The sequence below is a fragment of the Granulicella arctica genome, assembly GCF_025685605.1.
Taxonomy (GTDB): domain Bacteria; phylum Acidobacteriota; class Terriglobia; order Terriglobales; family Acidobacteriaceae; genus Edaphobacter; species Edaphobacter arcticus.
The window spans coordinates 3,788,044-3,812,316 of record NZ_JAGTUT010000001.1 but is presented as its reverse complement, the minus strand read 5'-3'; the positions used below and the strand labels follow the sequence as shown (position 1 = coordinate 3,812,316).

Here is a 24,273-nt window from a genome sequence, read left to right as displayed (position 1 = left end):
GTATAACATCGGACTCATGGAACGCCAAACTGCTGTGGTTGGACTTGACGGACAACTCGTTCTTCCAGCGGAGGTCCAAAAGACTCTTGGCATATCACCTGGCTCGCGTGTCGAGATTGTTATCCACGATCGTTACGTTGAGTTAGTACAACAGGACCGTCCACCTTTCAACCAGATAGCCGCACGAAACGCAATGCGCGCGCTACAAGGTAGCCATGCTGGACAGCCATCTCTCGAGGACGAGTACTTCCAAAATCGAGACAAAGACAAGTGGTAAGTTTCATCCTTGATGCCAGCGCCGTGCTCCGTTACATGGATGGTGAAGCAGGTGCGGAGCGTGTTGCCGCCATTCTTGGTCAGTATTCCGACTACTCCGCCGAAGCCATCATCTCACCGATACATTTCGGTGAGGTCATTGGTATCTTCTATAGGCGGCACGGACTGACTGGAGCGCAGTTCTGGATGGAACAATTTCGCGCCCTGGTGCTTACCGTCATCTCCGTCGATGCTGAACGTGCTGCGCGAGGTGTCGCTATCAAGGCGGAGTACGGCATTCCGTATGTGGATGCCCTCGCGGTAACTGACAATGACTCGTCCGGAAAACGTTCTGATCACGGCAGACTTCGACATGAAGCCAGCAGAGTCCTTCATTAACATCGAATTTCTGCCAACCAAGTCTCCACACTAAACTGTGATTGAGAGTCGATCCGATGTCCACCGCCCCCCTCATCATCCTCGTAGAAGACGAAGACCATCTCGCCCAGGGTCTCCTCTTCAACCTCCAGGCCGAAGGCTACCGCACTCACCATGAAGCCGATGGCGACAGCGCCTTGAAGTTTCTCCTCGCCGCGCCAGAGATAGGACCAGACAAGCCCAGCGCCATTCTCCTCGACGTTATGCTCCCCGGCAAAGACGGCTTCCAGATCGTGCGCGCCCTCCGCGAAGCCCAGCGCTTTACCCCCGTCCTCATGCTCACCGCCCGCGGTCGCACCGAAGATGTGCTCGAAGGCCTCGAAGCAGGTGCCGACGACTACCTCCCCAAGCCCTTCGACCTCAACATCCTCCTCGTGCGCCTCAAGACGCTCCTCCGCCGCATGACCTGGCAGACCGAGCAGCCCTACACCTCTGGCGAAGCCGCGCCCGAACCGGATCATAAACACGACTACATCTTCGCCAACCGCACCATCCGCTTCGACACCCTCGAACTCGTCGCCCCCGACCGACTCATTCACCTCACCCTCATGGAAGCCGACCTCCTCCACTACTTCACCGACCGCGAAGGTCAGGTCATCTCCCGCAAAGAGATTCTCGAGCAGGTCTGGCGCGTCCACGAAGACACCGACACCCGCGCTATCGACAACTTCATCGTCCGCCTCCGCCGCTACATCGAAGACGACCCCGCCAACCCAACCCATCTCGTCACCGTCCGCGGCGTAGGCTACCGCTTCCTCCCCAACCCCAATCCATAGTCATGAAACTTGACAATCTGATACGCCCCGGACCCCCCATGCGTACTTTGTCACTGAAAGCATCACCTTTACCCCATACCGAAGTCCGGACCTAACTCCCCTGTTTTGAATACTTTCGTACTTCAAGTAGGGAGGGGGGTACCCCCCGTGCGAAGACGATTAGATCAATATCCACTGGCAGTACACTTAATCCCGTGCCAGAACCCAATCCAATCGTAGAAACCCGCAATGTCCGCATCGGTAACGCGCTTCCCCTCACGATCATCGCTGGACCTTGCGTCCTCGAATCCCGCGATCACGCCCTCGAGATGGCCGCCGCTCTCAAAGAGATCGCCACCAGGCTCAACATCGGCCTCATCTACAAGACCTCCTTCGACAAGGCCAATCGCACCAGCACCACCTCGCACCGTGGTCTCGGCCTCGATCACGCGCTCCCCATCTTCGCTGAGATCCGTGACACCTTCGATCTCCCCATCCTCACTGATGTTCACACTCCCGAGCAGTGCGCTCCGCTCGCCGAAGCAGTCGACATCCTCCAGATTCCCGCCTTCCTCTGCCGCCAGACCGACCTCCTGATCGCCGCCGGCGAAACTGGTCGCATCGTCAACGTCAAGAAGGGCCAGTTCCTCGCTCCCTGGGACATGACCAACGTCGTCGCTAAGCTCACGAGCACCGGCAATCGCAACATCCTCCTCACGGAGCGCGGAGCCTCCTTCGGCTACAACACCCTCGTCTCCGACATGCGCTCCCTTCCCATCATGGCTCGCACTGGAGCACCAATCGTCTTCGACGCCACACATTCCGTCCAGCAGCCCGGAGGTCAAGGAACCACCTCAGGCGGACAGCGCGAGTTCGTCCCCACGCTCGCGCGCGCCGCTGTCGCCGTAGGCGTCGCCGCCGTCTTCCTTGAGACCCACCCCGATCCCGATCACGCTCCCTCAGACGGCCCCAACATGATTCCCCTGCGCCACTTCGAGACGCTCCTCCGCTCGCTCATCGCCATCGACACCCTCGTCAAATCTCCCGACTTCCCCGTCGTGGCCCTATGAGCACCGCCGACAGCGCAACCCGCACCCTGGACTTCGAGATAGCCGGCCTCGTCGCCGTCCGCACCGCCCTCGACGGCAACCTCGGCCAGCATCTCGCCGCAGCCGTAGAACTCATCCGCATCCGCACTGGCCGCGTCCTCGTCACCGGTGTCGGCAAGTCCGGCCACATCGGCCGCAAGATCGCCGCCACGCTCACCTCCACCGGAACGCCCGCCCACTTCCTCCACGCCGGCGAAGCTGGCCATGGCGACCTCGGTCTCCTCCAGGCAGACGACACCGTCCTCGCCATCTCCAAGTCCGGCGAAACCCCAGACCTCGCGCCGATCCTCGACTACACGCGTCGCTTCCACATTCCGCTGATCGCCATCACCTCCAGCCACACCAGCACGCTCGGCTCCATCGCCGAGATCTGCCTCGAACTGCCCGACATGCCCGAAGCCTGTCCCAACAATCTCGCCCCCACCACCTCCACCACCATGCAGCTTGCCTTAGGCGACGCTCTCGCGGTCTGCCTCCTCGAAGCCCGTGGCTTCTCCTCCGACGCCTTCCACGATCTCCATCCCAACGGTCGTCTCGGCGCTACTCTCCGCCGCGCCAGCACCCTCATGCACACCGGCGAGCGCCTGCCTATCGTCCGCGAAGGCACCCTGCTCTCCGCCGCCATCGTCGAGATGACCTCCAAAGGCTTCGGTGTCACCGCCGTCCTCGACGCAGCCGGTCACCTCACCGGCATCATCACCGACGGCGACCTCCGCCGCACCTTCCGCTCCGGCTTCACCGACTGCACCGTAGAGGCCGCCATGACCCGCAGCCCGTGGACCATCACCACCGAGGCCCTCGCCCCCGAGGTCCTCTTCCAGATGAACGCCCGTAGCGTGACCACCGTCTTCGTTCTAGGCAACGGACGAGATGAAGGCACGCCCGTCGGCATCCTCCACATCCACGATCTCCTCAGAATCGGGCTCGGCTAACGTTATCGGAGCGGCCTTGCCATCCACAACGCACCGATTCTTTCCAGCCAGCTTCGCCCGGTAGAGCGCCCGGTCCGCCCGTCCGAACAGCGCGTCCGCCGTGTCGTCCTGCCCCTGCCGCCCCGAGAGTCCGATGCTCACCGTAATGCTCATCGGCTCTTCCAAGTCGATCAGCGTGACGCGCATGGCCTCCAAAGCCGAGCGCAGCTTCTCCGCGACCTGCCATGCGCCATCCTCTGACGTCGCCGGCAACAGCAGCACGAACTCCTCGCCGCCATAGCGAGCCAGCACATCGCCCTCGCGCAGCAGCAGCGTACAGGTGTGCGCCAGCGATTGCAGCACATGGTCCCCGGCCGTGTGCCCATAGCGGTCATTGATCTGTTTGAAGTTATCTGTATCCACCATCAGCAGCGATAGCGGCATGTGATGTCGTACCGCCTGCGCCATCTCCCGTCGCAGCCGATCCATAAAATAGGTCCGATTGAAGAGGCTTGTCAGCCCGTCACGCGTGGAGAGTTCCTCAAGCGCCAGCCGCGCTGTCTCCAGATCTTCCAGCAGCAGCACAATCGTCCCACCTACAATCGGCGCGATGATCAGCGGCAGCGTCGACGCCGCCGTCATCACCGCCTTAACCGCTTCAGTCGAATATCCCATCACCTTCACCAGCATCAGCGCCAGCAAAATCGCCATCACCTCAGCGATCGCTGTAATCCAGGCTGCCGCCCGGAACGAGCCCATCTTCACGACGCGGTGTCGTAACAACTGCAAGCGTCGCCTCGGCAGGAGGTCTGCAAGCTGCCGGTTCTTTCTCCAGCGATCGTGGTTGAAATGTATGACGGGATGGCCCCTTGCTGTCGCGCGCTCTGACGGATTAAATCGGGCCCAGGATTGTGAAGTGTTGAAGCCGCAATCATAGTCCCTCACGGCCCGCACCGCTCATTTCCTTTCATACCCGCACTAAACCCGGTAGACGCTACACTGGAGTAGCGTTCCAATCCATGCGTCTCTTCACTCGATACATCCTTCGCGAAGTCATCTCTCATGCCCTGCTCGGTGGCGCGCTCTTCACCTTCGTGCTCTTCATGAAGGACCTCGGAACCATCCTCGAGCTGGTCGTGCGCAACTCCGCCTCGCTCTGGGAGATTGGTCGCATCTTCGCCTACATGCTCCCGAACGCCCTCACCGTCACGGTCCCCATGGCCGTCCTCGTGGGCATTCTGCTCGGCCTCAGCCGCCTTGCCGCCGACTCCGAGATCACCGCCATGCGCGCCTGCGGCATGGGTGCGTGGGACTTCGTTCGCATCGTCTCCATCGTCTCCATCGCCGCCCTCACCTTCGGCATCGTCAACTCCGTCTACTTCGCACCGCGCTCCGCCGCCGGTCTGCTCGCTTTGGAGGGTTCGCTCAAGTCGAGCCAGGCCTCCTTCGAGGTTCAGCCCCGCGTCTTCTACGAGGACTTCAAGAACTACGTCCTCTACGTCCAGAACGTCACCCCTGCCACCGGCGCAGCCATCTGGCACCACGTCTTCCTCGCCGACCTCACCGAGCCCGCCACACCGCACATCACCACCGCCGACCAGGCTCTCGTGGTCAACGGAGACGACCAGACCCTCCGCATGCACCTCATGAACGGCGGTCAGCACCAGATCTCCGCCAACGATCCTAACCAGTACGACGTCTCCACCTTTTCCACCATGAACCTGCCCATCCAGACCGGGGCGCAGGACGACACCCACGTCAGCCGCGTCGACACGCCGCTCCACGCCCTCACCCTGCCTGAGCTCTGGCAGCGCTCTTACGCCAGCGGAGCGGTAAAGAGCAAAGCCCGTCCCTACGCGATCGAGCTCAACACCCGATTCTCCTACCCCTTCGCCTGCCTCGTCCTCATGCTCGTCGGCGTGCCGCTAGGCCTCTCTTCCAAGCGCGGCGGCAAGAGCACTGGCTTCGTTGTCACCATCCTCCTCGTCCTCACCTACTACGTCCTCTCGCTCGTCGGCGTCGCCTTTGCAAAGTCCGGCACCCTCTACCCCGTTGTCGGCGTCTGGGGCGCGAACCTCCTCTTCGGCATCGCCGGCATACTCCTCCTGCAGCAGCTTTCCCGTGGCGGCATCGCGCTCAGCATCTTCTCCTCCATGGGGCAGGCGCTCAGCCGGCGCGTCCTGAGCCTATTTCACAAAGGGGAGGGAGACGACGAAGGCATGCGCACCCCCGCCACCGTCGCCGCCTTCGTTCGCCGCACCTTCCGCATTCGCTTCCCACTCCTGCTCGACGACTACGTCATGGGCGAGTACGCGAAGAACTTCGGCCTCGTCCTCTCCGCGCTCATCATGCTCTTCATCGTCTTCACCTTCTTCGAGCTCATCGGAGACATGATCCGCAACCGCACCCCGCTCATCACGGTCGGCGATTATCTCCTCAATCTCATCCCCTTCATCCTGTCGCAGGTCACGCCCCTGTGCTCGCTTGTCGCCGTCCTCATCACCTTCGGAGCCCTCAACAAGTCCTCTGAACTCATCGCCATGAAGTCCTCTGGCATCAGCATCTATCGCATCGTCACGCCGGTGCTCGTCCTCGCGGCAATCATCTCTGTCTCGCTCTTCGCCTTCGATGAGTTCTACCTCCCCGGCGCGAACCGCCGCCAGGAAGCCATCCGCTCGGTCATTAAGGGCAAGCCCGCACAGACCTTCCTGCGGCCCGACCGCAAGTGGATCTCCGGCCAGACCACCACCAATGGCGAACCCACCCGTATCTTCTACTACCAATACTTCGACGCCGATAAGAACAGCTTCGCCAACCTCACCGTCTTCGAGTTCGATCCCGCGACCTTCTCGCTTACCCGCCGCATCTTCGCCGGTTCTGCCCACTGGGACGATGCCGTTCACCGCTGGATCTTCGAGAATGGCTGGCAGCGCACCTTCACCGGAGAGACCACCGCCACCTTCCAGCCCTTCACACTCAACACCTTCCCCGAGATCCGCGAAGCTCCCGCCTACTTCAAAAAGGAGAGCCTCCAGTCGCAGGAGATGTCTTACACCCAACTCTCCCGCTACATCGACGATCTGCGCCAATCCGGCTTCGACACCAAGCGCCTCTCGGTCCAGCTTGACCGCAAGATCGCCTATCCCCTCATCACCGTCATTATGGCCATCCTCGCCGTCCCCTTCGCCCTTTCCATGGGCAAGCGCGGAGGCCTCGCCGGGATCGCCACAGCCATTGGCCTCGCCATCACCTACTGGGTCGTCGATGGCCTCTTCAGCGCCATGGGCAACACCAACACCCTGCCCGCCCTGTTGGCCGCCTGGTCCCCCGACCTCCTCTTCGCCATGGCCGGTAGCTACCTCCTCCTCCGCACCCAGACCTGACCGCCTCTCCCTCCTACGCCTCTACAAGTACCGTCATCCTGGGCGAGCTCGAAGGACCTGCGATTCTTTCGGTCATTCCCGAAGCGAACCAGCGTCTACTCTCGCATCACGCTCTTCTAAGCGAAGCCAAATTTTCGTCAGGCCGGCGTCACTCGTTTAAACTCACATTCACAAATAACCGACACAAAACAAATCACTTGTAGCCGAAAGGGAAGTCGACAGATGTGGCTATTTAGATTGCGCACAGACGTAAACTTAAAGTGGCTGCCCAACTTAGAGGGCATTCTTGATCCAGCCAGTATAAGTTCTTTCGATTGAATACTTTGGCTATAAGCTCAATAGAATGAATACTTTATCGAGACATCGCAGCGTAAACCACTCATTCGAGACAGTTTAGGGTACCCCTCCGTTTTGAAAAGTACATCGGCTAAGTCTCACTTGTAGCAAATCAATTCAAAAGTTCCAGGCAGAGAGTTCCTGTTCCAGCCACCGTTTACGATAGGAGCATCATGAGACTCGCTCCGACCTTGCTCCTTGCCCTCGTCCCTGCGACGCTCGCCGTCAGCCAGACCGCAACAACCGCAGCCAAAAAACCGGTCGCGCACCACACAGCAACCACCACCAGCACGCTGCCACCAAACATCCCCAAGGTCGCTGGCATCGCGAAGCCGCTCTATGCACTGCGCTACATCGACATCACTCCCGGCACCGGTCCGCTTGCAGAGGCGACCGTTCTCGGCACCTCGCAGGCTGACTCGAAGATCATGATCTACACAGTCAAGTACACCGGCTGGCTCGCCAAGGACGGAACAAAGTTTGACTCGTCCTTCGACCATCCCGGCGCCGAAGCCTTTCCCTTTCCCGTCGGCATTCACCGTGTCATCCCCGGCTGGGACACAGGATTTGCGGGCATGCACATCGGTGGCAAGCGCCGCCTCTTCATTCCCTACCAGCTTGCCTACGGCGAGTCCGGCCATCCGCCAACGATCCCGGCAAAGTCTGACCTGATCTTCGACATCGAGCTCGTCAAAGCCGAGGTCGCTCCACCGCCAACCAGGCAGCCAGAGCGGGAGCCCGCACCAACACCGGATTCGACCGCGAAACCAGCGCCTGATCCGACCAAGCCCTCAACCGATCCGGCAACCAACGATCCGGCCCACGCAACGACGCCCGACACGGCAACCAGACCGACGCCGAATCCTCAGCAGCGCTAACGCGTCCAATCACCAGTACACGAGAACCTGATCAAGCATGTTTAGCCGTCTGCGACCGCTCGCTCCATACCTGAAACGCTACTGGAAGAGCCTTGCCTGGGGAGCGGTCGCGACCATCCTCTACAACGTCCTGAAGGTCCTGCTGCCACTCGTCATCGGCCACGCCATCGACGACATGCAGCACGGCCTGACGCAACAGAAGATTCTCTACCACGGCCTGCGCCTGCTTGTTCTCGCAGCCTTTTCGGCGATCTTCCTCTACATCATGCGGCAAGTCATCATCGGCGCGTCGCGTGAGATTGAGTTCGATCTTCGCAACGATCTCTTCAAGAACCTCGAACGCCAGCCGGCCAGTTTCTACCACACGCATCGCACCGGCGACATCATGGCCCGCACCACGAACGATCTGAATGCTGTTCGCCAGCTTCTCGGTCCCGCCATCATGTATTCAGCGAACACGCTCGTCTTTACCGTCGCTGCATTGCCATTCATGTATCGCATTAGTCCGAAGCTGACCTTCTTTGCCTTCGTCCCGCTCCCGATGGCTTCAGTGCTTGTTCAATACTTCGGCAATCGCATCCACACGCGCTTCGAGCGCATCCAAGCCATGTTCTCGGACATCTCGGCGAAGGCGCAGGAGAACTTCTCAGGCGCCCGGCTCATCCGCGCCTTTGCTCAGGAAGAGGCTGAGATCGCCTCCTTCGAGACGGCGAACATCGAGTACATCCGACGCAGCCTTCTGCTGGTGCGCCTGATGGCCATGCTCTGGCCGACGCTAGAGTTCGTCCTCGGCCTCTCGCTGATGATTACGCTGCTCGTCGGCGGCCATGAAGTCGTCGCACACCACATCTCGGTCGGTCAGTTCACCTCGTTCAACGTCTACATGGTGCAACTCACCTGGCCCATGATCGCCGTCGGCTGGGTCGTCAACCTCTTCCAGCGCGGCACCGCCTCTGTCGTCCGCATCGACGAACTCCTCAAGGAGGAGCCGAGCATCGACGATCGCGACGTCACGCCGACGTTGCGAGAGCGCTTTGTGAGCGCCGAAGTTTTGGCTGGAGACATCGAGTTCCGAGGTCTCAGCTTTGCCTATCCAACCGGCGGAACCGTGCTGCATGACATCTCGTTAAAGATCCCGGCGGGCACGAGCCTGGCAATTGTTGGACCAACTGGCTCCGGCAAATCAACCCTCGTCAACCTGATCCCAAGGCTGCTCGATGCAACGCCCGGAATGATCTTGATCGACGGCGAGCCGATCCATCACTATCCGCTTGCGGACGTTCGCAGCCAGATCGGCTTCGTTCCGCAAGAGACCTTCCTCTTCTCGGACACGGTTCGGCAGAACATCGCCTTCGGTCGGCCCGAAGCAAGCGATCTTGATGTCGAAGGTGCCGCTGAAGTCGCGCACATCCGGACGGAAATTCTAGAGTTCCCCAAGGGTTTTGACACCCTCGTTGGCGAACGCGGAGTCACGTTGTCAGGTGGCCAGAAGCAGCGCTCGGCAATCGCCCGCGCCGTCATCCGCGACCCACGCATTCTGATCCTTGACGACGCGTTGGCAAGCGTCGACACCTACACAGAAGAGCAAATCCTCAACGGTCTTCGCCGCGTCATGCAGGGCCGAACGACAGTTTTGATCTCGCATCGGGTTTCGACTGCCCGCAACGCCGACCAGATCGCCGTGCTCGTAGAAGGCCGCATTGCTGAATTAGGAACACACGATCAGTTGCTTGCCCGCGGCGGCTATTACACAAGTCTGTTCGAGAAACAGGCTCTTGAGGAAGAGCTCGCCGTCGCTCAGTAGCTCACGCCGACCACCGCGATCCGCTCTGCTGCTCCACCACCTGGCGAACGACGCCTACGGGCATTCGCTCCTCCTGTGTCCGAAGTTCCCGCGGCAGAATTCGCCCTGCAACAGGATCTTTCGCGACGATCACCCAGGCATCCCGCACATTGCGAACACATGCAATAACCTCCTGAAACTGCTCCTTTGAAGCATAGTGCGAAGCCTCGAGCGTGAGAGTAAACATGGCCGCATAGAAGTCTGAGAGGGACGTCGCCGCGCTACCGCCAACATCCGGACGAAGTCTTGCCTGAAGGTACATGAGAATGTCGACGACCTTCTTCACGGCAATGCGCCTGCCGTGGATGTCATCTTCCTCCACACTCTGAATCGCGCGATAGAGAAAGCGAATGGCACCGTCGTAAAGAGCGACGACCATCTGCATGCCGGTTGCACCATCAAGCGTCTGTTCCTGGTAGCTCTTTGCAGCCATAGCCTAGCCTCCGTTGCCAGTGTTGAAGCCTGTGATCGCGCTGTAGAGTTCGTTGACTTCATTCAACTGCTCGGGGATCGACTGCAGAATCTGGTTCGCCGTATTCAGCTCGGTCGTCAATGAGATCTTCTGTGTTGCCAACAATGCATCCTCGTTGCTGATGCTGAGCGTCAATGCAGCCTCCTGTGCAGCGTTCTGCTGAGCAGCCAGATAAATGGAGCCATTTGGTGCCTGAGTTCCCATGTTGTTCAACGTAGTCGCGAAGGTCTTTCCGAAGCTGTCTGAGTTCTGGAGGAAGCCGACAACGTCCGAAAAATTGCTGTTGAGCACGGCAGTCAGCGCGTCGTTATCGAGCGTAAGGGTACCGTCCTTATTGAAGCTGATGCCAAGCTGCATCACACTATTGATCGTCCCGCTGGCTGTGCTGCCGAGTAGCGCCGTCGATAGCTGGCTTTGAATAAGTCCCAGTGTCGCATTGGCAAACAGCGGTTCAGGATTCCCGGAGGCATCTTTTCCTTCCTGGGTGCTTACATCCTTGACGACCGCGTTATAGGCCGCGACCATCGCGCTGAAGGCACTTTCGATGGTGCTGTTATCGTTTGTAATCTCGACCTGCACCGGCGTCGTCGAGACGGAGAGTAATTGAAAGGTCACGCCTGGAATCGCCGTGCTGACAGTGTTTGTTCCGCTGCTCAGGTCGATGCCGTCGACGTTGAGCTTTGCATCCTGGCCGTCCTGGCCGACATGAAATGCAAGTGCGCCGCCATTGTTCGTCGTGTCGGTCAGGGCGCTCGTCACCGCTAATTCCCCGGCGCCTCCCCCCGTACCGCTCACAATCGATAATCGCGAGCCACTTGAGTCAGAGATAATATTTGCGGTTACGCCGACTCCAGCAAGGTTGATGGCTGCCGCGAGGGAAGCGAGCGTGTTACTGCTGCTGTCTACTGTGATGGTCTTACTCTGCCCTGATCCAACCTGGATCGTCAGGCTGCCAGAGATCACGTCAGTCGCGGGCGTCGCATCCGAATACTGAGACGATGTCGAGGCAAGCTTATTCACTACGATGGTATGGCTGCCGGCAACCGCTCCTGAAGCCGCAGAGGATAGACTCAGCACGGTCGTATCAGAGCTCGATCCATCCTTCGCAGCCAGCACCCCGGTGAAGTCTGTCAGCGCCAGAAGGCTTGTCGTGAGAGTCGAGAGATCCGTACCTAGAGAAGTAAATACGGCGTCCTGCGCCTGCAGCGAGGTGAGTTGGCTCTTCCAGGGCGTCTCGATTCCCGACTCATTCGCCAGGATGGCCGTTACCGTTGCCGCAACGTCAAAGCCCTGGCCGCTGCTCGCGGCGCCAAAGTTGATGCCAACCGTGCTCATGTTGTTCTCTCCAGGTGCAGCAAGCGTCTCTATAGCAATCGGGTGACCAGCGTTTGTGTCAATCCTGAGAAAACTCTAAGCAGAAAGAAAAATGCGGCTGCAGCCAGAGTAGGAACACTCCAGCGGCAGCCGCCTAAAGTGCTACTGCAGCAGCTTCAGAATTTCCTGCTGTACGCTGTTCGCCTGCGCCAGTGCGCTGATACCGGTCTGGCTGAGCACCTGATACTTGGCAAGGTCGCTGGTTGCCTGACCGTAGTTGGTCGAACGAATGTTGCTCTCTGCGGAGGTAAGATTCTCCGACTCGGAGCTGGCAACGTTCGACGCTGCGGTGAGTTCGTTGATGTTGGCACCGAGGATACCGCGCTGATAGGCTACATCGCCGATCGCCGAGGTAACACTGGTCAGGACGTCCTGTGCAGTCGCGTTGCTTAGCGTCGCAATCTTCGCTGAGGTGAAGTCAATGCCAGCACCAGCAGGAGGGGTGGTTTCATCCTTGATCGCGGTGCTGGTCAACACCAGAGCATTGGTTCCAGCAGTACCTGTATCCGCCGGCCCAGTGACGATCAGCTTGTTGGCATTGACACCCGTTCCGACACTGGCTACGAGTCCTGCGGCCTTGAAGGTTGTCTGTGCGTTCAACTGGGTTGCCGCTGCCGCAAGAGAGGTACCCGATGCAAAGGTCGCCGTGATGGCCGTACCACCTGCAACCGTTACGCTGAAAGCTCCATTGAGGGTGTCGGTCTTTGCTGCCAGCGCGAAGGTTGCTGTCGCGCCGGTGGTGGTCGTGGAGGCAGTTGGAGTGGGGTTGACGACCGCTACACCTGCAGTGGCGGTTGTATCCGAGAGTGCCGATCCGGAAAGCGAGAGAGTAGCAGCTCCTGCCGCGCCGACTGCACCGGTAATGATCAGCTGGTTTGCATTCGCGCCCGTACCTTGGGTCGCAACGAGGCTGTTTGTGGTGGTGAAGGCGGTGCTTGACGTCAATTGCGCGATTGTTTGCGCAATGGTGCTACCGGCTGTAATGCTGACCGAGAAGGCTGTGCCCGCACCGACCGCAATGGTGAGCGTGCCCGAAAGAGCATCCGAGCTGGTGGCCGCGGCGTACGTCACCGTTGACTTCACAGTTGCGGTTGAAGCATTCGCAACTGGATTTTGGAATGTCGTGGACGTCGTGGTTCCAAGTGCGGCGACTACACCGACGCTGGCTCCGCTGAGAGCACCCACTACATCGCTATAGACATTCGCGCCCGAGGTCGTGCCGTCGCTCACGAACAGGTTTGTGGCCGTGTTCGAGAAGACCGTATTGCCGTTGTAGTTGGTCGTCGATCCGATGTTGCCGATCTCCGTGATGATGTTCTGGTACTCCTGATTCGCCGAGCTTACCTGGCTGCTGTTAAGCGTGCTGTTCGCTGCTTCTGTTGCCAGCGTTACTGCGCGGTTGAGGAGGTTGGTCACCTGCGAGAGCGCACCGTCTGCGGTCTGCAATAGACCAATACCCTGCTGTGCATTCTGTGCAGACTGCGTCAGTGCGGCTTCGTTGGCGTGGAGACCATCCGCTACGGCGAGACCGGCGGCATCGTCGGCTCCGCTATTGATACGTGAACCCGAGGAGAGCTGCGTCAGTGTGTTCTGCAGACTCGCCTGCGTGTTGTTGATGTTGTTGTTCGCGTAGATTGCTGCAATGTTATTAAGGACACCCAAAGACATATCAGTCCGCTCCTGTGCTGCTCGGTTTGAGTTACCGCGACGCCTGTCCCGGGTGCCAGATTCGAAGCCAGGACCACTTGATGTGCTGGCCAACCTCGAACCCAACCGGCGGACGGCTCCGCGTTCCCACACATCATCGGCGTTCTGCCACACCGCATTAGTCCCACGAACACAACACCATTTCTTCGGTTTCTATCCTGCAGCACGGGACTATAGAACACGTTCCTTCAGTCGATGAGGACAATGAGGAACGACCCCATGATCGAACTGACTCGCCTGAATGGCAACTGCCTTAGCGTCAGCTGCGATCTCATCAAGTACGCCGAAGCCTCTCCTGACACTGTTCTTACCCTGATCACTGGCGAGAAGCTGGTCGTGCTTGAGACGTGTGCCCAGGTTCGGCAGTTGGCGCTGAGCTATCGTGCCGAGATCCTCCGGCAGGCGTGGCCTGATGCGGCTGCATCGCTTACGGCTAAAGCCGCCTACGATGCAGCGGAATGCGTCTCTCAGCAACATAAGCACTAGCTCGACGCCATCGATAACGGATCACAGCAGGAACGAGGACAGGACCGATGGATATTGCAAGCTTTGGCGGAATCGCACTGGCGCTGATCGGCATTCTGGCGGGCATGATGATCGAGGGCGGCAGCATCTCCCAGATCACCCAGCCGACCGCCGCGATGATCGTCATAGGGGGCACCATGGGAGCGGTGATGCTGCAATTCCCTATGAGCATCTTTCTTGCCGCGATGAAGAGCATCGTCAAGGTTTTCATGCACAAAGGCCCTGAAGGCGAGGCAGTGCTGGCACAGATTGTGGCCTTTGCGAATAAGGCCCGCAAGAGCGGCATCGTCTCGCTCGACTCGGAACTGGGAAAGATCGATGACCCCTTCTTGAAGCAGGCGCTCATGCTTGCTGTCGATGGAACCGAGCCAAATGAAGTTCGTAAGATCATGCAGCTTGAGCTCGACAACAAGTCCGAGATCGAAGAGAAGATCCCTGCCGTCTTTGAGGCTGCGGGTGGATATTCACCCACCGTTGGGATTATCGGCGCGGTGCTCGGTCTCATCCAGGTTATGAAGAATCTCGATAACATTGACGAGGTTGGACGAGGCATCGCTACAGCCTTTGTCGCTACCATTTACGGTGTAGCTCTCGCCAACCTGATCTTCCTTCCCGCTGCCGGGAAATTGAAGTTTCGCCATCGTGAGGAACAGATGATTAAGGAGATGATGCTTGAGGGCGTGATCTCCATCCTGGAAGGAATGAATCCGCGCATGATCGAAACCAAGCTCCGGACCTATCTTTTTGACTCCAAGCCGGAGAGCATCGGCAAGACATCCGGCAAGACATCCGGCAAAGCCGCGGAGGCAACGGCGTGAGCAGGAAGAAGCACCCCGAACACGTCAACCATGAACGCTGGCTAGTCTCCTACGCGGATTTCATTACGCTCCTCTTCGCCTTCTTTGTCGTCCTCTTCGCATCGGGTCAATCGGATAAGAAGAAACAGACGCAACTTGCTGCGGCCATGCAGGCAGCGTTCAGCCCTGTGTCGATGTTTGAGCCTCACTCCAAGAAGCCTGCCCTCACCCAGGGTGCGGCAGCGGCTGAGACGATCGAGCCTGTCGCTCCGCCGGTTCCATCTCCTCACTCAATGGATCGGACGGCCGCGGGTGTGCGCAAGATATTGGAGGAGCAGAAAAAATCTGCAGGGTTACCTCCCGGCAGTCTCACCATGCACACGACCAGCGAAGGACTGGTGATCTCTCTGCAGGAAGCAGGCTTCTTCACCTCTGGTTCTGCCGAGGTGCAGCAGCAGTCTCGGCAGGTTCTCATGAAGATCGCGGCCGCGCTTCCCGCCGGACCGATGCGGATCGAAGGACATACAGATACCGTCCCGATCCACACGGAACAGTTTGCCACCAATTGGGAGCTATCCTCGGAGCGAGCCATCGTCATCGCACGGTACCTCTTCGAGAACGGCCCGGTAAGTCCTGCCGATCTTGCGGTGACTGGCTACGCGGAGTTTCACCCGATAGCCAGTAACGCAACCCCTGAGGGCCGAGCGCGAAATCGGCGAGTGGACATTATTCTTCTGTCACACCCAGCAGCTTTACGATGACCCGTTTACGCCGCTGTCCATCGAACTCTACGTAGAAGATTCGCTGCCAGGTTCCGAGATCGAGTCTGCCTTTTGTGATGGGCAGAGTCGTCTCGTGATGTAGCAGCAACGCCTTCAAATGAGCGTCCGCGTTATCCTCGCCCGTTTGATGATGCCTGTAGTTTGGCTGCGACGGTGCAAGCTTCTCAAGCCATGCGCTAATGTCCTCGATCAAACCGTCCTCGTTGTCATTGACGTAGATAGCGGCTGTGATGTGCATTGGGGAGACGAAGCAAAGCCCGTCCACAATGCCACTTCGCCTGACGATCTGCTCGACGTCCGGCGTAATGTGAACCATCTCGTACCGTTCAGGCGTGTTGAAGGTAAGGTACTCGGTGTGCGCTTTCATGCCTGCCATGGCTGCATGTCTCCTGCGAATCAATCTCTATACTGGCATGAAGCCAGCGTGCCCTCGCAGGATGCCGCCGACGGAACGGAGAGATGCTCTTGAAGCTGTATGTAGCCACCTCAAATACCGGAAAGTTACGCGACTTCGCATCGGCCAGCGGACCCGATGTCGATCTGGAAACCCTGGCAGGTCTGGCGACGATCTCTGCCCCACCCGAAGATGCGCCGACCTTTGACGGCAACGCGCGTGCGAAGGCTATTTACTACTCCTTACACGCCCCCGGGCAGATCGTAATTGCGGATGATTCAGGGCTGGAAGTCGATGCGCTTGACGGCGCTCCCGGCGTTCGATCCGCGCGCTATGCCGACGATATGCACTACGCTGCGCCCGAGGGCCTGAGTGTGGACGGGCGCAACAATGCCTGCCTCCTGCACGCGTTGCTCCGTATTCCACAGGGTCTGCGCACGGGACGATACCGCTGCAGCCTAGCCGCAGCGCGTGATGGGCAGATTGTCAAAGTTGCGAATGGAACAGTCGAAGGAGATATCCTTACTGAACCCAGCGGCAAGAACGGCTTCGGCTACGACCCGCTCTTCTATCTGTCTTCCTACCAGAAGACTATGGCCGAACTGGATCCCGATGCCCGGCTCGCCTGCAGCCATCGCGGCGATGCTTTACGCCGGCTTCTACCTCTTCTTCGAAACAACGAGGGTGTTTCGTCCACGGGATAGCTCATATCGCACAAAGGTAACGCTAATCGCACGAATAGTTCAGCTTTCCTTGACGCTCATGAAAGCCGGGCTGAATAATCGTGCTGTCTGTTGTTTGCTATCGAGTACATGTAGTCCCCCAGGAGTTAGAACGATGGCCGCTGCCGCCCCACCAGCACCCCCTGCCACATCGCCGTTACGCGGCGTGCAACCGTTGCGCGCGGGCCAAGGTCACTCCTTTCTGTGGCGCAAGCTGCATTCGCTCTCGGGCATCGTTCCCATTGGCGCGTTCTTGCTGGAGCACATCCTCTCGAACTTCGAGGCTCTAAACGGTCCTCTCGCCTATGCCCAGCAGGTCAAATTTCTCAACTCCCTCCCGCTGGTCCGCGTGTTGGAATGGGCATTTATCTTCATCCCCCTAGCGTTTCATGCTCTCTACGGCGTCTTTATCGCCTTTCGTGGACGTGCGAGCGTCAATGTCTATCCCTGGGCCGGCAACTGGATGTACCTGATGCAGCGCGTCACAGGCCTCATCGCGTTGGCCTACATTGTGCAACATGTCTGGCGTCAGCGCTTTAGCGGTGTCAGCCTGCCGGAACATCCCGGTGCAGCCTTCGCCAAGGTCCAGCACGAACTCGCGAACCCCTGGATGCTGGCGATCTACATTATCGCGATGATTGCGACCTGCTTCCACTTTTCTTATGGGATCTGGCTGTTCGCCGCAAAGTGGGGCATCACGCCCGGCGATCGCGCACGACGACGCTCAGGTTATGTATGCACTGCTCTTGGTATTGTGCTGACCGTAATGGGTCTGGCCAGTATCTACGCATTTGTCGGACCGAAATACAAGAATGCTCCTGCTGATGTCATGTCAGCACAGCCTCCCGGCGTCACAGAGCCTGCCCCTGAGTACCCGGTTCCGGGCTCGACTAATCCCTCACCTTCTCCGCTTCAGTAGCTAGAAAGGCCGCGCACGTCATGGCAAGTCCAAGAATCATTGTGGTTGGTGGCGGTCTCGCCGGTCTCGCTGCGGTCATCAAGATCGCTGAGGCCGGCGGCAAGGTTGACCTGTTCTCGATCGTCCCGGTCAAGCGGTCTCACTCCGTCTGCGCACAGGGTGGGATCAACGCCGCCAAGGACCTAAAGGGTGAGGGCGATACCGTCCTTAAGCACTTCGACGACACCGTGTATGGTGGTGACTTCCTCGCCAACCAGACGCCAGTCAAGAACATGACGGCGCAGGGGCCCGCGATCATCGACCTGCTCGACAGGATGGGCGTACCGTTCAACCGAACGCCTGAAGGGCTGCTGGACTTCCGTCGCTTCGGTGGCACACTCTATCAGCGGACCGCGTTCGCTGGAGCGACTACCGGCCAGCAACTGCTGTACGCGCTGGATGAGCAGGTACGGCGGTACGAGTCTGAGGGCAAGGTAACGAAGTACGAGGGATGGGAGTTTCTGTCGGCGGTACTCGATTCGAAGGGTGCCTGCAGAGGCATCGCGGCTCTGGACCTTCGCTCTATGGAGACCCGAAGCTTTCCTGCGGACGCCATTATCGTCTGCACCGGCGGCATCGGCGCAATCTTTGGCAAGTCGACAAACTCAGTCGTCTGCACCGGATCAGCGCAAGCTGCTCTGTATCAGCAGGGGGCTGTCTACGCGAACGGCGAGTTCATCCAGGTACACCCTACGGCGATTCCCGGCGAAGATAAGCTTCGCTTGATGTCTGAGTCGGCCCGAGGTGAGGGTGGGCGGGTCTGGGTACCACGGGACAAGAACGATAAGCGGGTTGCGAAATCGATTCCCGAGGGAGAGCGATGGTACTTCCTTGAGGAGTGGTACCCGAAGTATGGAAACCTGGTTCCGCGCGATGTAGCTACGCGGGCAATCCATAAGGTGGTTTACGAGCACGGCATGGGAATCGATGGCCAGCCCATGGTGTATCTCGATCTGACCCATATCGATCGCGAGACCTTGAACCGCAAACTTGAGGGCATTCTTGAGATCTACGAGAAGTTCGTAGGCGATGATCCTCGCGAAGTTCCCATGAAGATCTTCCCGGGCATGCACTACACAATGGGCGGGCTCTGGGTCGATTTCGAGCAGCAGACAAACCTTCCGGGCGTCTTCGCGGCAGGTGAGGCTGACTACTCGATCCACGGCGCCAATCGACTTGGAGCCAACTCACTGCTCTCCTGCATCTATGGTGGCTTTGTAGCTGGGCCGAATGCGATGGCTTACGCCAAGGGTCTGGCTCCACAGGAAGGTGATGGTGGGCATGCAGCCGAGCTTACGCGGCAGCAAGGTTTGAATGGGCAGCTGTTGAGCGCTACGGGAACCGAGAACCCGTTCAAGCTGTGGCGAGAGCTTGGGGATACGATGACGCGGCACGCCACAATCATTCGCTATAACGCCGGGCTGGCCGAGGCCGATGCCAAAATCGTGGAGCTGAAAGAGAGATATCGGAACATCAATCTCTCGGACAAAAGCCAGTGGGCGAATACAAGCTTCGCCTTTACACGGCAGTTGCTCAACATGCTGGAACTGTCGCGAGTGGTTGTGCAAGGTGCGGCGCTGCGGGATGAATCTCGCGGCGCGCACTATAAGCCCGATTTTCCAGAACGAAATGATGAAAAATTCCTCAAAACAACAAAGGCAAGCTTCGTCGACGGGGCACCCAAGTTCGAGTATGAAGAGGTCGATACATCGCACATTACGCCACGCGCCCGGAACTATGCGGCTACGGCTTAGGTTGAGTAGTTGGTAGCAGCAGGCGGTACCCGGAAGTGACGTTGTCTTCCGAAGGTTGAGAAGTTTCAAGTACAGGATGGAGGCAGCAATGGCAACGGCAGCGAAGACGATCAAGGTCGAGATCAAGCGGCAGAGTGGACCGGACGGCACAGCGGTGATTGAGAAGTTCGAGATTCCCTATCGTCCGAATATGAACATCACGTCCGTGCTGGGAGAGATCGCCTGCGATCCCGTGACGGCAAACGGCGCAGCCACAACGCCGATCACCTATGACGCCAACTGCCTGGAAGAGATTTGCGGTTCGTGCGCCATGCTGATTAATGGCAAGGCCCGGATGGCCTGCTCGGCGCTCGTTGACAAGTTAACGCAGCCCATCTCGCTTGCTCCTCTATCCAAATTTCCCGTGGTGCGCGACCTGTCGGTCGACCGGTCAGTGCTGTTCCAGAATCTCAAAGCTGTGAAGGCCTGGGTTCCGATCGACGGGACGTATGATCTCGGTGCTGGACCGAAGCAATTTCCGCAGTTGCAGGAAGAGCAATATCCGCTATCGAATTGCATCTCGTGCACGATTTGTATGGAGGTCTGCCCGCAGTTCAACGATCAGACAAACTTCGTAGGCGCGGCTACGATCGCACAGGTGAAGCTCTTCAACAGCAATCCCACGGGAAAGGTGTTGAAGGAGGAGCGACTTCGGGCACTGGCTGGGGATGGAGGCGTGCAGGAGTGCGGGTTCGCACAGAATTGCGTCGAAGCCTGCCCGAAACAATTGCCCCTGACCGAGGCGATCTCGGACGTGAGCAGGGACGTTATTCTTCAGCAGGTAAAAGACTTTTTTGTACGTTAGCTGTGAAGTTAGTCCAGGAAAGAGCATCTGCGCAGTCAGTAACTGTGTGACTAAATAGCTTTTGTTCCTCTGGAGCTGTACCTAGACTCATATTCTGCCAAGCTCTGTCGATGATCTGTGTGACCGCTATATTCACACACTTGATCGAGAGCAGCCATGCAGGCAGGAAACAGAACAAGCAGTGCTTTGCCGGTGAGAACAGACCCGGTGAAAGATTCTTGCGATCCGGCGAACTTTTACAGGCTCGGTTTGCCGTTGTGGCTGAATTTGCGCGCTGCCCTTTTTCTGATTTGCAGTTTGGCTGCGCCTTCTGCGCTGCTCGGCTTGGATGCCCATAAGGCACTCAGCCAATATGTGCAGACGCGGCTCACCGATCAGAACGGACTTCCTCAGAGCTCGGTGTCGGCCATCGCGCAGACCAAGGATGGTTATCTCTGGTTCGGCACCGAGGAGGGGCTGGCGCGATATGACGGCACTCGGGTCACGGTCTTCGATACGGCCAGTCATAAGGAGCTGAAGGACAATCTCGTACTAGCTCTCAGAGCGAGTCGCGATGGAAGTCTCTGGGTAGGCACGCGAAGCAGTGTCAGCCGCTACAAAGACGGCGTCTTCCGCCCATATATCTCTGCGGCCTCAACCATCAATTCCATTTTTGAAAGTAGCGACGGACGAATTTGGGTCGCGAGTATGAATGGGCTGTACGTGATCAAGGATGGCCAAGTTCGTCTTTTCGGGTTACGAGACGGCCTGCCTGATGTACATATCTACGCTATTGCGCAAGGGCCAGATGGGACCCTGTGGCTGGGAACGGATAAGGGATTGGTTGGCCTGGGAGACTTTAAGCATAAGGTCTTCCACACGTACGGGCCGGCAGAAGGCCTGCCAAATCAACCGGTGATGGCACTTGCCATGTGTCGTAACGGATCGCTCTGGCTTGGCATGCAATCGAATGTCCTTCACTGGAAGGGCTCCCTGCTGGGCTCGTGGGTTCCTCCGGGTGTGCCGAAGGATGCACGGATCGGCGCGATGCTGGCGGACCGCGATGGCGCGGTTTGGGTTGGATACACTCACAACGGCCTAGCAGTCTACCGAAATGGCGGGTGGATTCGATCTGGCTCACATGAAGAATTGCCGAGTCAGGACATCAGCAGCCTCTTTGAGGATGGCTCGGGTCATGTATGGATTGGCATGCTTCAGAATGGGGTCGCTGAGCTGCGTGACGGAATCTTCAGCAACCTCGGTGTGCGTGAGGGCCTGGCCGAAGATAGGGTGTGGTCCGTCATAGAGACGCAGGATGGTTCGATGTGGGTTGGAACCAACAGCAAGGGCCTCGAGCAAATCACTACGACAGGCGCGATCCATCACTTTACAACTCAGAATGGCCTGCCGGCAGGCCCCGTTTACAGTTTGATGGAGGCACGGGACGGCAGCCTATGGATGGGCTTTGAAGATGGAGCGTTGGCACACTTTAAAGATGGCCACTTCACAGTGTTTCGCGATCCCAAGAGTCAGAGGGGCTACCTCATCTCGATCAGGCAGGAAGCAACGGGAGACTTGCTGCTAGGTTTTCACGAAGAGGACGGGCTCGTTCGCTTTCGTGATGGAAGCTTTCAACACTACAAGCTACCTGGGATGTTGAATGTTTCTGTTATTGCAAGCGATGGTTCGATATGGGTAGGAGCTGACCATAGCGGGATTACTCATATCCAAGGTGACAAACTTACCAACTACACGACAAAGGACGGACTACTCAGCAATTTCTCTCAGACACTTTATCTGGATCGTGACGGCGTCTTGTGGGCTGGCACATCGCCGGGAGGGCTGAACCGGATCAAGAACGGCCGCGTGACGACGTACTCGGTCGCGCAAGGCCTCTACGGCTTGACCATTGGAGCAATCGTCGAAGATGACTTTGGCAATCTTTGGATGACGTGCAACAAGGGCATCTTTCGTGTCAGCAAGAAGGAACTGAACGACTATGCGGACGGCAAGATTAAAGCGGTCCACAGCGAGGTCTATGGCACGGCGGATGGTATGCGAAAGGCTGAATGCAATTTCGGACAACCGTCTGCTTGGAAGTCCAGGGACGGTCATTTGTGGTTCACTACAACGGCTGGAATAGCCTCTGCCGACGAGAGACGCATCGTCGCGCAGGATACGCTTTCAGCGGTATTGGTCGAAGAGGTGCTCTATCGACACGCTCCTGTTGTTGTTCAGAACTCATCGGTTTATGTCCATGGTAGCGGCGATCTTGAATTTCGATTTACCTCACCAAACTTCGAGATGCCAGATCGACTTCGTTTCCGCTACCGGCTCGAGGGGTTTGACAACGACTGGATCGACATCGATAACCGGCGGATCGCGTATTACACAAAGTTGCCTCCCGGACACTATAGCTTTCGAGTGCAGACGACGGTTGGCGATGCGGACTGGAACGCAGCAGCGGTCCCTATAACAATTATGCTCGAACCCCACCTATGGCAGACAGTATGGTTCCGTGGATTTTGTGGGCTGCTTCTCCTGCTGATCTTCGTATCTTGCTACCGGGTGCGTATCCGCTACCTGATGGTGCGTACACAGCTTCTTGAAAAGAAGGTAGAAGAACGCACTCAGGAGTTACAAGAGGCAGTGCGCGTGACGGAGGCCGCTCACCAGGCGTTACACGATTTGGCGATGAAGGATGGCCTAACCAAACTTTGGAATCGAAGGACCATCTTTGAGATTTTGCACAAAGAGGCTGCGCGAGCGACTCGCGATCGCTCGCCAGTTTGCGTCCTCATGGCGGATGTGGATCACTTCAAGGTGGTGAACGACTTGAATGGTCACATGGACGGTGACAGCGTGCTGCAGGAAGTGGCTAGAAGAATCACACAGTTGACGCGCACTTATGACGCTGCCGGGCGATACGGAGGCGAGGAGTTCTTGATCATTCTGCCGGGTTGCTCTTTGGAGGACGGCTATATGCGAGCGGAAGAGTTTCGTGCGGCAATCGCAAACACGCCGTTTGTAACTGAGACAGCTTCGTTACAAATTACGTGCAGCTTCGGAGTGGCGGCGTCACGCGACTTGTCGAGAGTTGAAAGACTGGTCCGGGATGCTGATAACGCACTGTACAAAGCGAAGCGCGCAGGGCGAAATTGCGTACTATCTACTTCACCGGAGGCATCAAGAAATCCTGTTCGAGACCAAGGATGCTATGTAGACCATAGCCCTAAAAGCTAACCGGAATGCAGCTATCCAGCGGCATTCCGGTTAGCTTACTAGCGACCACTAATCGTTCGTTTACTTAGAAGCCAAGGAGGTGAACGATCGCAAAGATTTGTTCTGAGGTTGCGGCGTAGAAGGTGTAGATCGCGATACCGCCGATCGTGATCGAGAGGTGATACGGGTCTTTCTTTGCGATAGCAGAGTCAGGCTGGTATCCACCAGGGCGAGTGACGACTGGAGCCGCGAAAGCGGACATCGTGGAACCGAGAATTACCGCGGTGAGAGCGAGCTTCTTGAAGGACATGGATGGGACTCCTAGAGAAATGAAGATCGAGATTCTGCAGGTACTAATAGCGTGCGCAGCAACTCTGTAACTATGATCCACATTTATTGGAGTTACTCTCATAACTCCTTAGTAACTTATCAGCTTGATAAATATATTTAGTCCCAAAACGAGAAAATAGTTTATCGAGTAGTAGTGACTTACAGAGCTACAAAGCGTTCTCGAGCGCGGCATAAACAGTCCCATACCCTCAACGGGTCATAAGTCAAGGTAGTGTTTGCAAGGTCGTAGGCGAGAGGAAGCAGGTAACCGTAATGGTGACTAAAGACCTTGCGGAAACAACTCGCAGCAGCTTCTTCTGCAGATCCGCCTCGCTCGAAACGGGCAGGAGTTGTGGAGACGCAATCAAAGAAGAGGAAGATCAATTTTGAGAATGCTGCTAATAGAATTTCAACCACTGATCTTCTTGAAGTCGGCTTCCATCGGCTGACGCAATTCACAAATGAGATCAGCGATCAAGTTGACACAGTCTGCAATCAAGCGGCT

The 24,273-nt window shown here is 57.9% G+C and carries 22 protein-coding genes; 16 read left to right on the top strand and 6 right to left on the bottom strand.

Going from position 1 to position 24,273, the window contains the following annotated elements; genetic code table 11:
- Positions 1-16 precede the first annotated feature (16 nt).
- From OHL20_RS25255 to OHL20_RS16235, 5 genes are all read left to right on the top strand, one after another.
- The gene (locus tag OHL20_RS25255) at positions 17-277 is read left to right on the top strand and encodes an AbrB/MazE/SpoVT family DNA-binding domain-containing protein (RefSeq protein WP_396272278.1); all 261 of its coding nucleotides are present in this window, start codon (positions 17-19) and stop codon (positions 275-277) included.
- Positions 271-654, top strand: a complete 384-nt coding sequence (locus tag OHL20_RS16250) for a PIN domain-containing protein (RefSeq protein ID WP_263384226.1) — start codon at positions 271-273, stop codon at positions 652-654. Before OHL20_RS25255 ends, OHL20_RS16250 begins: the two co-directional genes overlap by 7 nt.
- A 56-nt stretch (positions 655-710) precedes the next feature.
- The gene (locus OHL20_RS16245) at positions 711-1,469 is read left to right on the top strand and encodes a response regulator transcription factor (RefSeq protein WP_263384225.1); all 759 of its coding nucleotides are present in this window, start codon (positions 711-713) and stop codon (positions 1,467-1,469) included.
- Positions 1,470-1,663: 194 nt separating this feature from the next.
- Positions 1,664-2,518 (top strand): 3-deoxy-8-phosphooctulonate synthase, encoded by an 855-nt coding sequence (gene kdsA, locus OHL20_RS16240; RefSeq protein ID WP_317890963.1) that lies wholly within the window; start codon positions 1,664-1,666, stop codon positions 2,516-2,518.
- Positions 2,515-3,489 (top strand): KpsF/GutQ family sugar-phosphate isomerase, encoded by a 975-nt coding sequence (locus OHL20_RS16235; protein WP_263384224.1) that lies wholly within the window; start codon positions 2,515-2,517, stop codon positions 3,487-3,489. Before kdsA ends, OHL20_RS16235 begins: the two co-directional genes overlap by 4 nt.
- Here the strand turns inward: OHL20_RS16235 and OHL20_RS16230 are convergent.
- Positions 3,412-4,257 carry a GGDEF domain-containing protein gene (locus OHL20_RS16230; RefSeq protein ID WP_263384223.1) on the bottom strand — a complete coding sequence of 282 codons (846 nt, stop codon included), beginning with the start codon at positions 4,255-4,257 and terminating at the stop codon, positions 3,412-3,414. The two genes, OHL20_RS16235 and OHL20_RS16230, sit on opposite strands and share 78 nt — an antisense overlap.
- Before the next feature lie 230 nt (positions 4,258-4,487).
- Here OHL20_RS16230 and OHL20_RS16225 point away from each other — a divergent pair, with 230 nt between their 5' ends.
- From OHL20_RS16225 to OHL20_RS16215, 3 genes are all read left to right on the top strand, one after another.
- Positions 4,488-6,851: an LptF/LptG family permease gene (locus tag OHL20_RS16225; protein WP_263384222.1), complete on the top strand. Its 2,364-nt coding sequence runs from the start codon at positions 4,488-4,490 to the stop codon at positions 6,849-6,851.
- Between the two features lie 509 nt (positions 6,852-7,360).
- Entirely contained in the window at positions 7,361-8,065 is a 705-nt protein-coding gene (locus OHL20_RS16220) for an FKBP-type peptidyl-prolyl cis-trans isomerase (RefSeq protein WP_263384221.1), read from the top strand.
- A 37-nt stretch (positions 8,066-8,102) separates the two neighbouring features.
- Positions 8,103-9,869, top strand: coding sequence for an ABC transporter ATP-binding protein (locus OHL20_RS16215; protein ID WP_263384220.1), 1,767 nt, complete (start codon positions 8,103-8,105; stop codon positions 9,867-9,869).
- Position 9,870: 1 nt separating this feature from the next.
- Here the strand turns inward: OHL20_RS16215 and fliS are convergent, their stop codons facing one another.
- From fliS to OHL20_RS16200, 3 genes are all read right to left on the bottom strand, one after another.
- Positions 9,871-10,341: a flagellar export chaperone FliS gene (fliS, locus tag OHL20_RS16210; RefSeq protein WP_263384219.1), complete on the bottom strand. Its 471-nt coding sequence runs from the start codon at positions 10,339-10,341 to the stop codon at positions 9,871-9,873.
- Positions 10,342-10,344: 3 nt separating this feature from the next.
- Positions 10,345-11,715, bottom strand: a complete 1,371-nt coding sequence (gene fliD, locus OHL20_RS16205) for a flagellar filament capping protein FliD (protein ID WP_263384218.1) — start codon at positions 11,713-11,715, stop codon at positions 10,345-10,347.
- A gap of 141 nt (positions 11,716-11,856) precedes the next feature.
- Positions 11,857-13,422 (bottom strand): flagellin N-terminal helical domain-containing protein, encoded by a 1,566-nt coding sequence (locus OHL20_RS16200; RefSeq protein ID WP_263384217.1) that lies wholly within the window; start codon positions 13,420-13,422, stop codon positions 11,857-11,859.
- 258 nt (positions 13,423-13,680) lie between these two features.
- Between OHL20_RS16200 and OHL20_RS16195 the strand changes: the two genes are divergently transcribed.
- The 3 genes from OHL20_RS16195 to OHL20_RS16185 are packed head-to-tail and all read left to right on the top strand — an operon-like array spanning position 13,681 to position 15,544.
- Positions 13,681-13,947, top strand: a complete 267-nt coding sequence (locus OHL20_RS16195) for a flagellar FlbD family protein (protein ID WP_263384216.1) — start codon at positions 13,681-13,683, stop codon at positions 13,945-13,947.
- A gap of 47 nt (positions 13,948-13,994) precedes the next feature.
- Positions 13,995-14,804, top strand: coding sequence for a flagellar motor protein (locus OHL20_RS16190; protein WP_263384215.1), 810 nt, complete (start codon positions 13,995-13,997; stop codon positions 14,802-14,804).
- Positions 14,801-15,544, top strand: a complete 744-nt coding sequence (locus OHL20_RS16185) for a flagellar motor protein MotB (RefSeq protein ID WP_263384214.1) — start codon at positions 14,801-14,803, stop codon at positions 15,542-15,544. The genes OHL20_RS16190 and OHL20_RS16185 overlap by 4 nt, the downstream gene beginning before the upstream one ends.
- Here OHL20_RS16185 and OHL20_RS16180 read toward each other — a convergent pair.
- The gene (locus OHL20_RS16180) at positions 15,510-15,941 is read right to left on the bottom strand and encodes a secondary thiamine-phosphate synthase enzyme YjbQ (RefSeq protein WP_263384213.1); all 432 of its coding nucleotides are present in this window, start codon (positions 15,939-15,941) and stop codon (positions 15,510-15,512) included. The two genes, OHL20_RS16185 and OHL20_RS16180, sit on opposite strands and share 35 nt — an antisense overlap.
- Before the next feature lie 83 nt (positions 15,942-16,024).
- Here OHL20_RS16180 and OHL20_RS16175 point away from each other — a divergent pair, with 83 nt between their 5' ends.
- The 5 genes from OHL20_RS16175 to OHL20_RS16155 all read left to right on the top strand — a co-directional run bounded on the left by OHL20_RS16175 (position 16,025) and on the right by OHL20_RS16155 (position 23,459).
- Positions 16,025-16,663, top strand: a complete 639-nt coding sequence (locus OHL20_RS16175; RefSeq protein WP_263384212.1) for a non-canonical purine NTP pyrophosphatase — start codon at positions 16,025-16,027, stop codon at positions 16,661-16,663.
- A gap of 133 nt (positions 16,664-16,796) precedes the next feature.
- Positions 16,797-17,600, top strand: a complete 804-nt coding sequence (locus OHL20_RS16170; protein WP_263384211.1) for a succinate dehydrogenase cytochrome b558 subunit — start codon at positions 16,797-16,799, stop codon at positions 17,598-17,600.
- Positions 17,601-17,620: 20 nt separating this feature from the next.
- Entirely contained in the window at positions 17,621-19,393 is a 1,773-nt protein-coding gene (sdhA, locus tag OHL20_RS16165; protein ID WP_263384210.1) for a succinate dehydrogenase flavoprotein subunit, read from the top strand.
- 88 nt (positions 19,394-19,481) lie between these two features.
- Entirely contained in the window at positions 19,482-20,237 is a 756-nt protein-coding gene (gene sdhB, locus OHL20_RS16160; RefSeq protein ID WP_263384209.1) for a succinate dehydrogenase iron-sulfur subunit, read from the top strand.
- Between the two features lie 297 nt (positions 20,238-20,534).
- Positions 20,535-23,459 (top strand): ligand-binding sensor domain-containing diguanylate cyclase, encoded by a 2,925-nt coding sequence (locus tag OHL20_RS16155; protein WP_263384208.1) that lies wholly within the window; start codon positions 20,535-20,537, stop codon positions 23,457-23,459.
- 64 nt (positions 23,460-23,523) lie between these two features.
- Here the strand turns inward: OHL20_RS16155 and OHL20_RS16150 are convergent, their stop codons facing one another.
- On the bottom strand, positions 23,524-23,748 hold the full coding sequence (locus OHL20_RS16150; protein ID WP_263384207.1) for a hypothetical protein: 225 nt from the start codon (positions 23,746-23,748) through the stop codon (positions 23,524-23,526).
- Positions 23,749-24,273: the final 525 nt, after the last annotated feature.

Bases quoted from the DNA above. Each gene is read 5' to 3' on its own strand.
- OHL20_RS16200 (WP_263384217.1), bottom strand. From the start codon at position 13,422: ATGTCTTTGGGTGTCCTTAATAACATTGCAGCAATCTACGCGAACAAC.
- OHL20_RS16245 (WP_263384225.1), top strand. From the start codon at position 711: ATGTCCACCGCCCCCCTCATCATCCTCGTAGAAGACGAAGACCATCTC.
- fliD (WP_263384218.1), bottom strand. From the start codon at position 11,715: ATGAGCACGGTTGGCATCAACTTTGGCGCCGCGAGCAGCGGCCAGGGC.
- OHL20_RS16150 (WP_263384207.1), bottom strand. From the start codon at position 23,748: ATGTCCTTCAAGAAGCTCGCTCTCACCGCGGTAATTCTCGGTTCCACG.
- OHL20_RS16180 (WP_263384213.1), bottom strand. From the start codon at position 15,941: ATGGCAGGCATGAAAGCGCACACCGAGTACCTTACCTTCAACACGCCT.
- OHL20_RS16190 (WP_263384215.1), top strand. From the start codon at position 13,995: ATGGATATTGCAAGCTTTGGCGGAATCGCACTGGCGCTGATCGGCATT.
- OHL20_RS16195 (WP_263384216.1), top strand. From the start codon at position 13,681: ATGATCGAACTGACTCGCCTGAATGGCAACTGCCTTAGCGTCAGCTGC.
- OHL20_RS16175 (WP_263384212.1), top strand. From the start codon at position 16,025: ATGCTCTTGAAGCTGTATGTAGCCACCTCAAATACCGGAAAGTTACGC.
- OHL20_RS25255 (WP_396272278.1), top strand. From the start codon at position 17: ATGGAACGCCAAACTGCTGTGGTTGGACTTGACGGACAACTCGTTCTT.
- OHL20_RS16215 (WP_263384220.1), top strand. From the start codon at position 8,103: ATGTTTAGCCGTCTGCGACCGCTCGCTCCATACCTGAAACGCTACTGG.
- OHL20_RS16170 (WP_263384211.1), top strand. From the start codon at position 16,797: ATGGCCGCTGCCGCCCCACCAGCACCCCCTGCCACATCGCCGTTACGC.
- OHL20_RS16225 (WP_263384222.1), top strand. From the start codon at position 4,488: ATGCGTCTCTTCACTCGATACATCCTTCGCGAAGTCATCTCTCATGCC.
- OHL20_RS16220 (WP_263384221.1), top strand. From the start codon at position 7,361: ATGAGACTCGCTCCGACCTTGCTCCTTGCCCTCGTCCCTGCGACGCTC.
- fliS (WP_263384219.1), bottom strand. From the start codon at position 10,341: ATGGCTGCAAAGAGCTACCAGGAACAGACGCTTGATGGTGCAACCGGC.
- OHL20_RS16235 (WP_263384224.1), top strand. From the start codon at position 2,515: ATGAGCACCGCCGACAGCGCAACCCGCACCCTGGACTTCGAGATAGCC.
- sdhA (WP_263384210.1), top strand. From the start codon at position 17,621: ATGGCAAGTCCAAGAATCATTGTGGTTGGTGGCGGTCTCGCCGGTCTC.
- sdhB (WP_263384209.1), top strand. From the start codon at position 19,482: ATGGCAACGGCAGCGAAGACGATCAAGGTCGAGATCAAGCGGCAGAGT.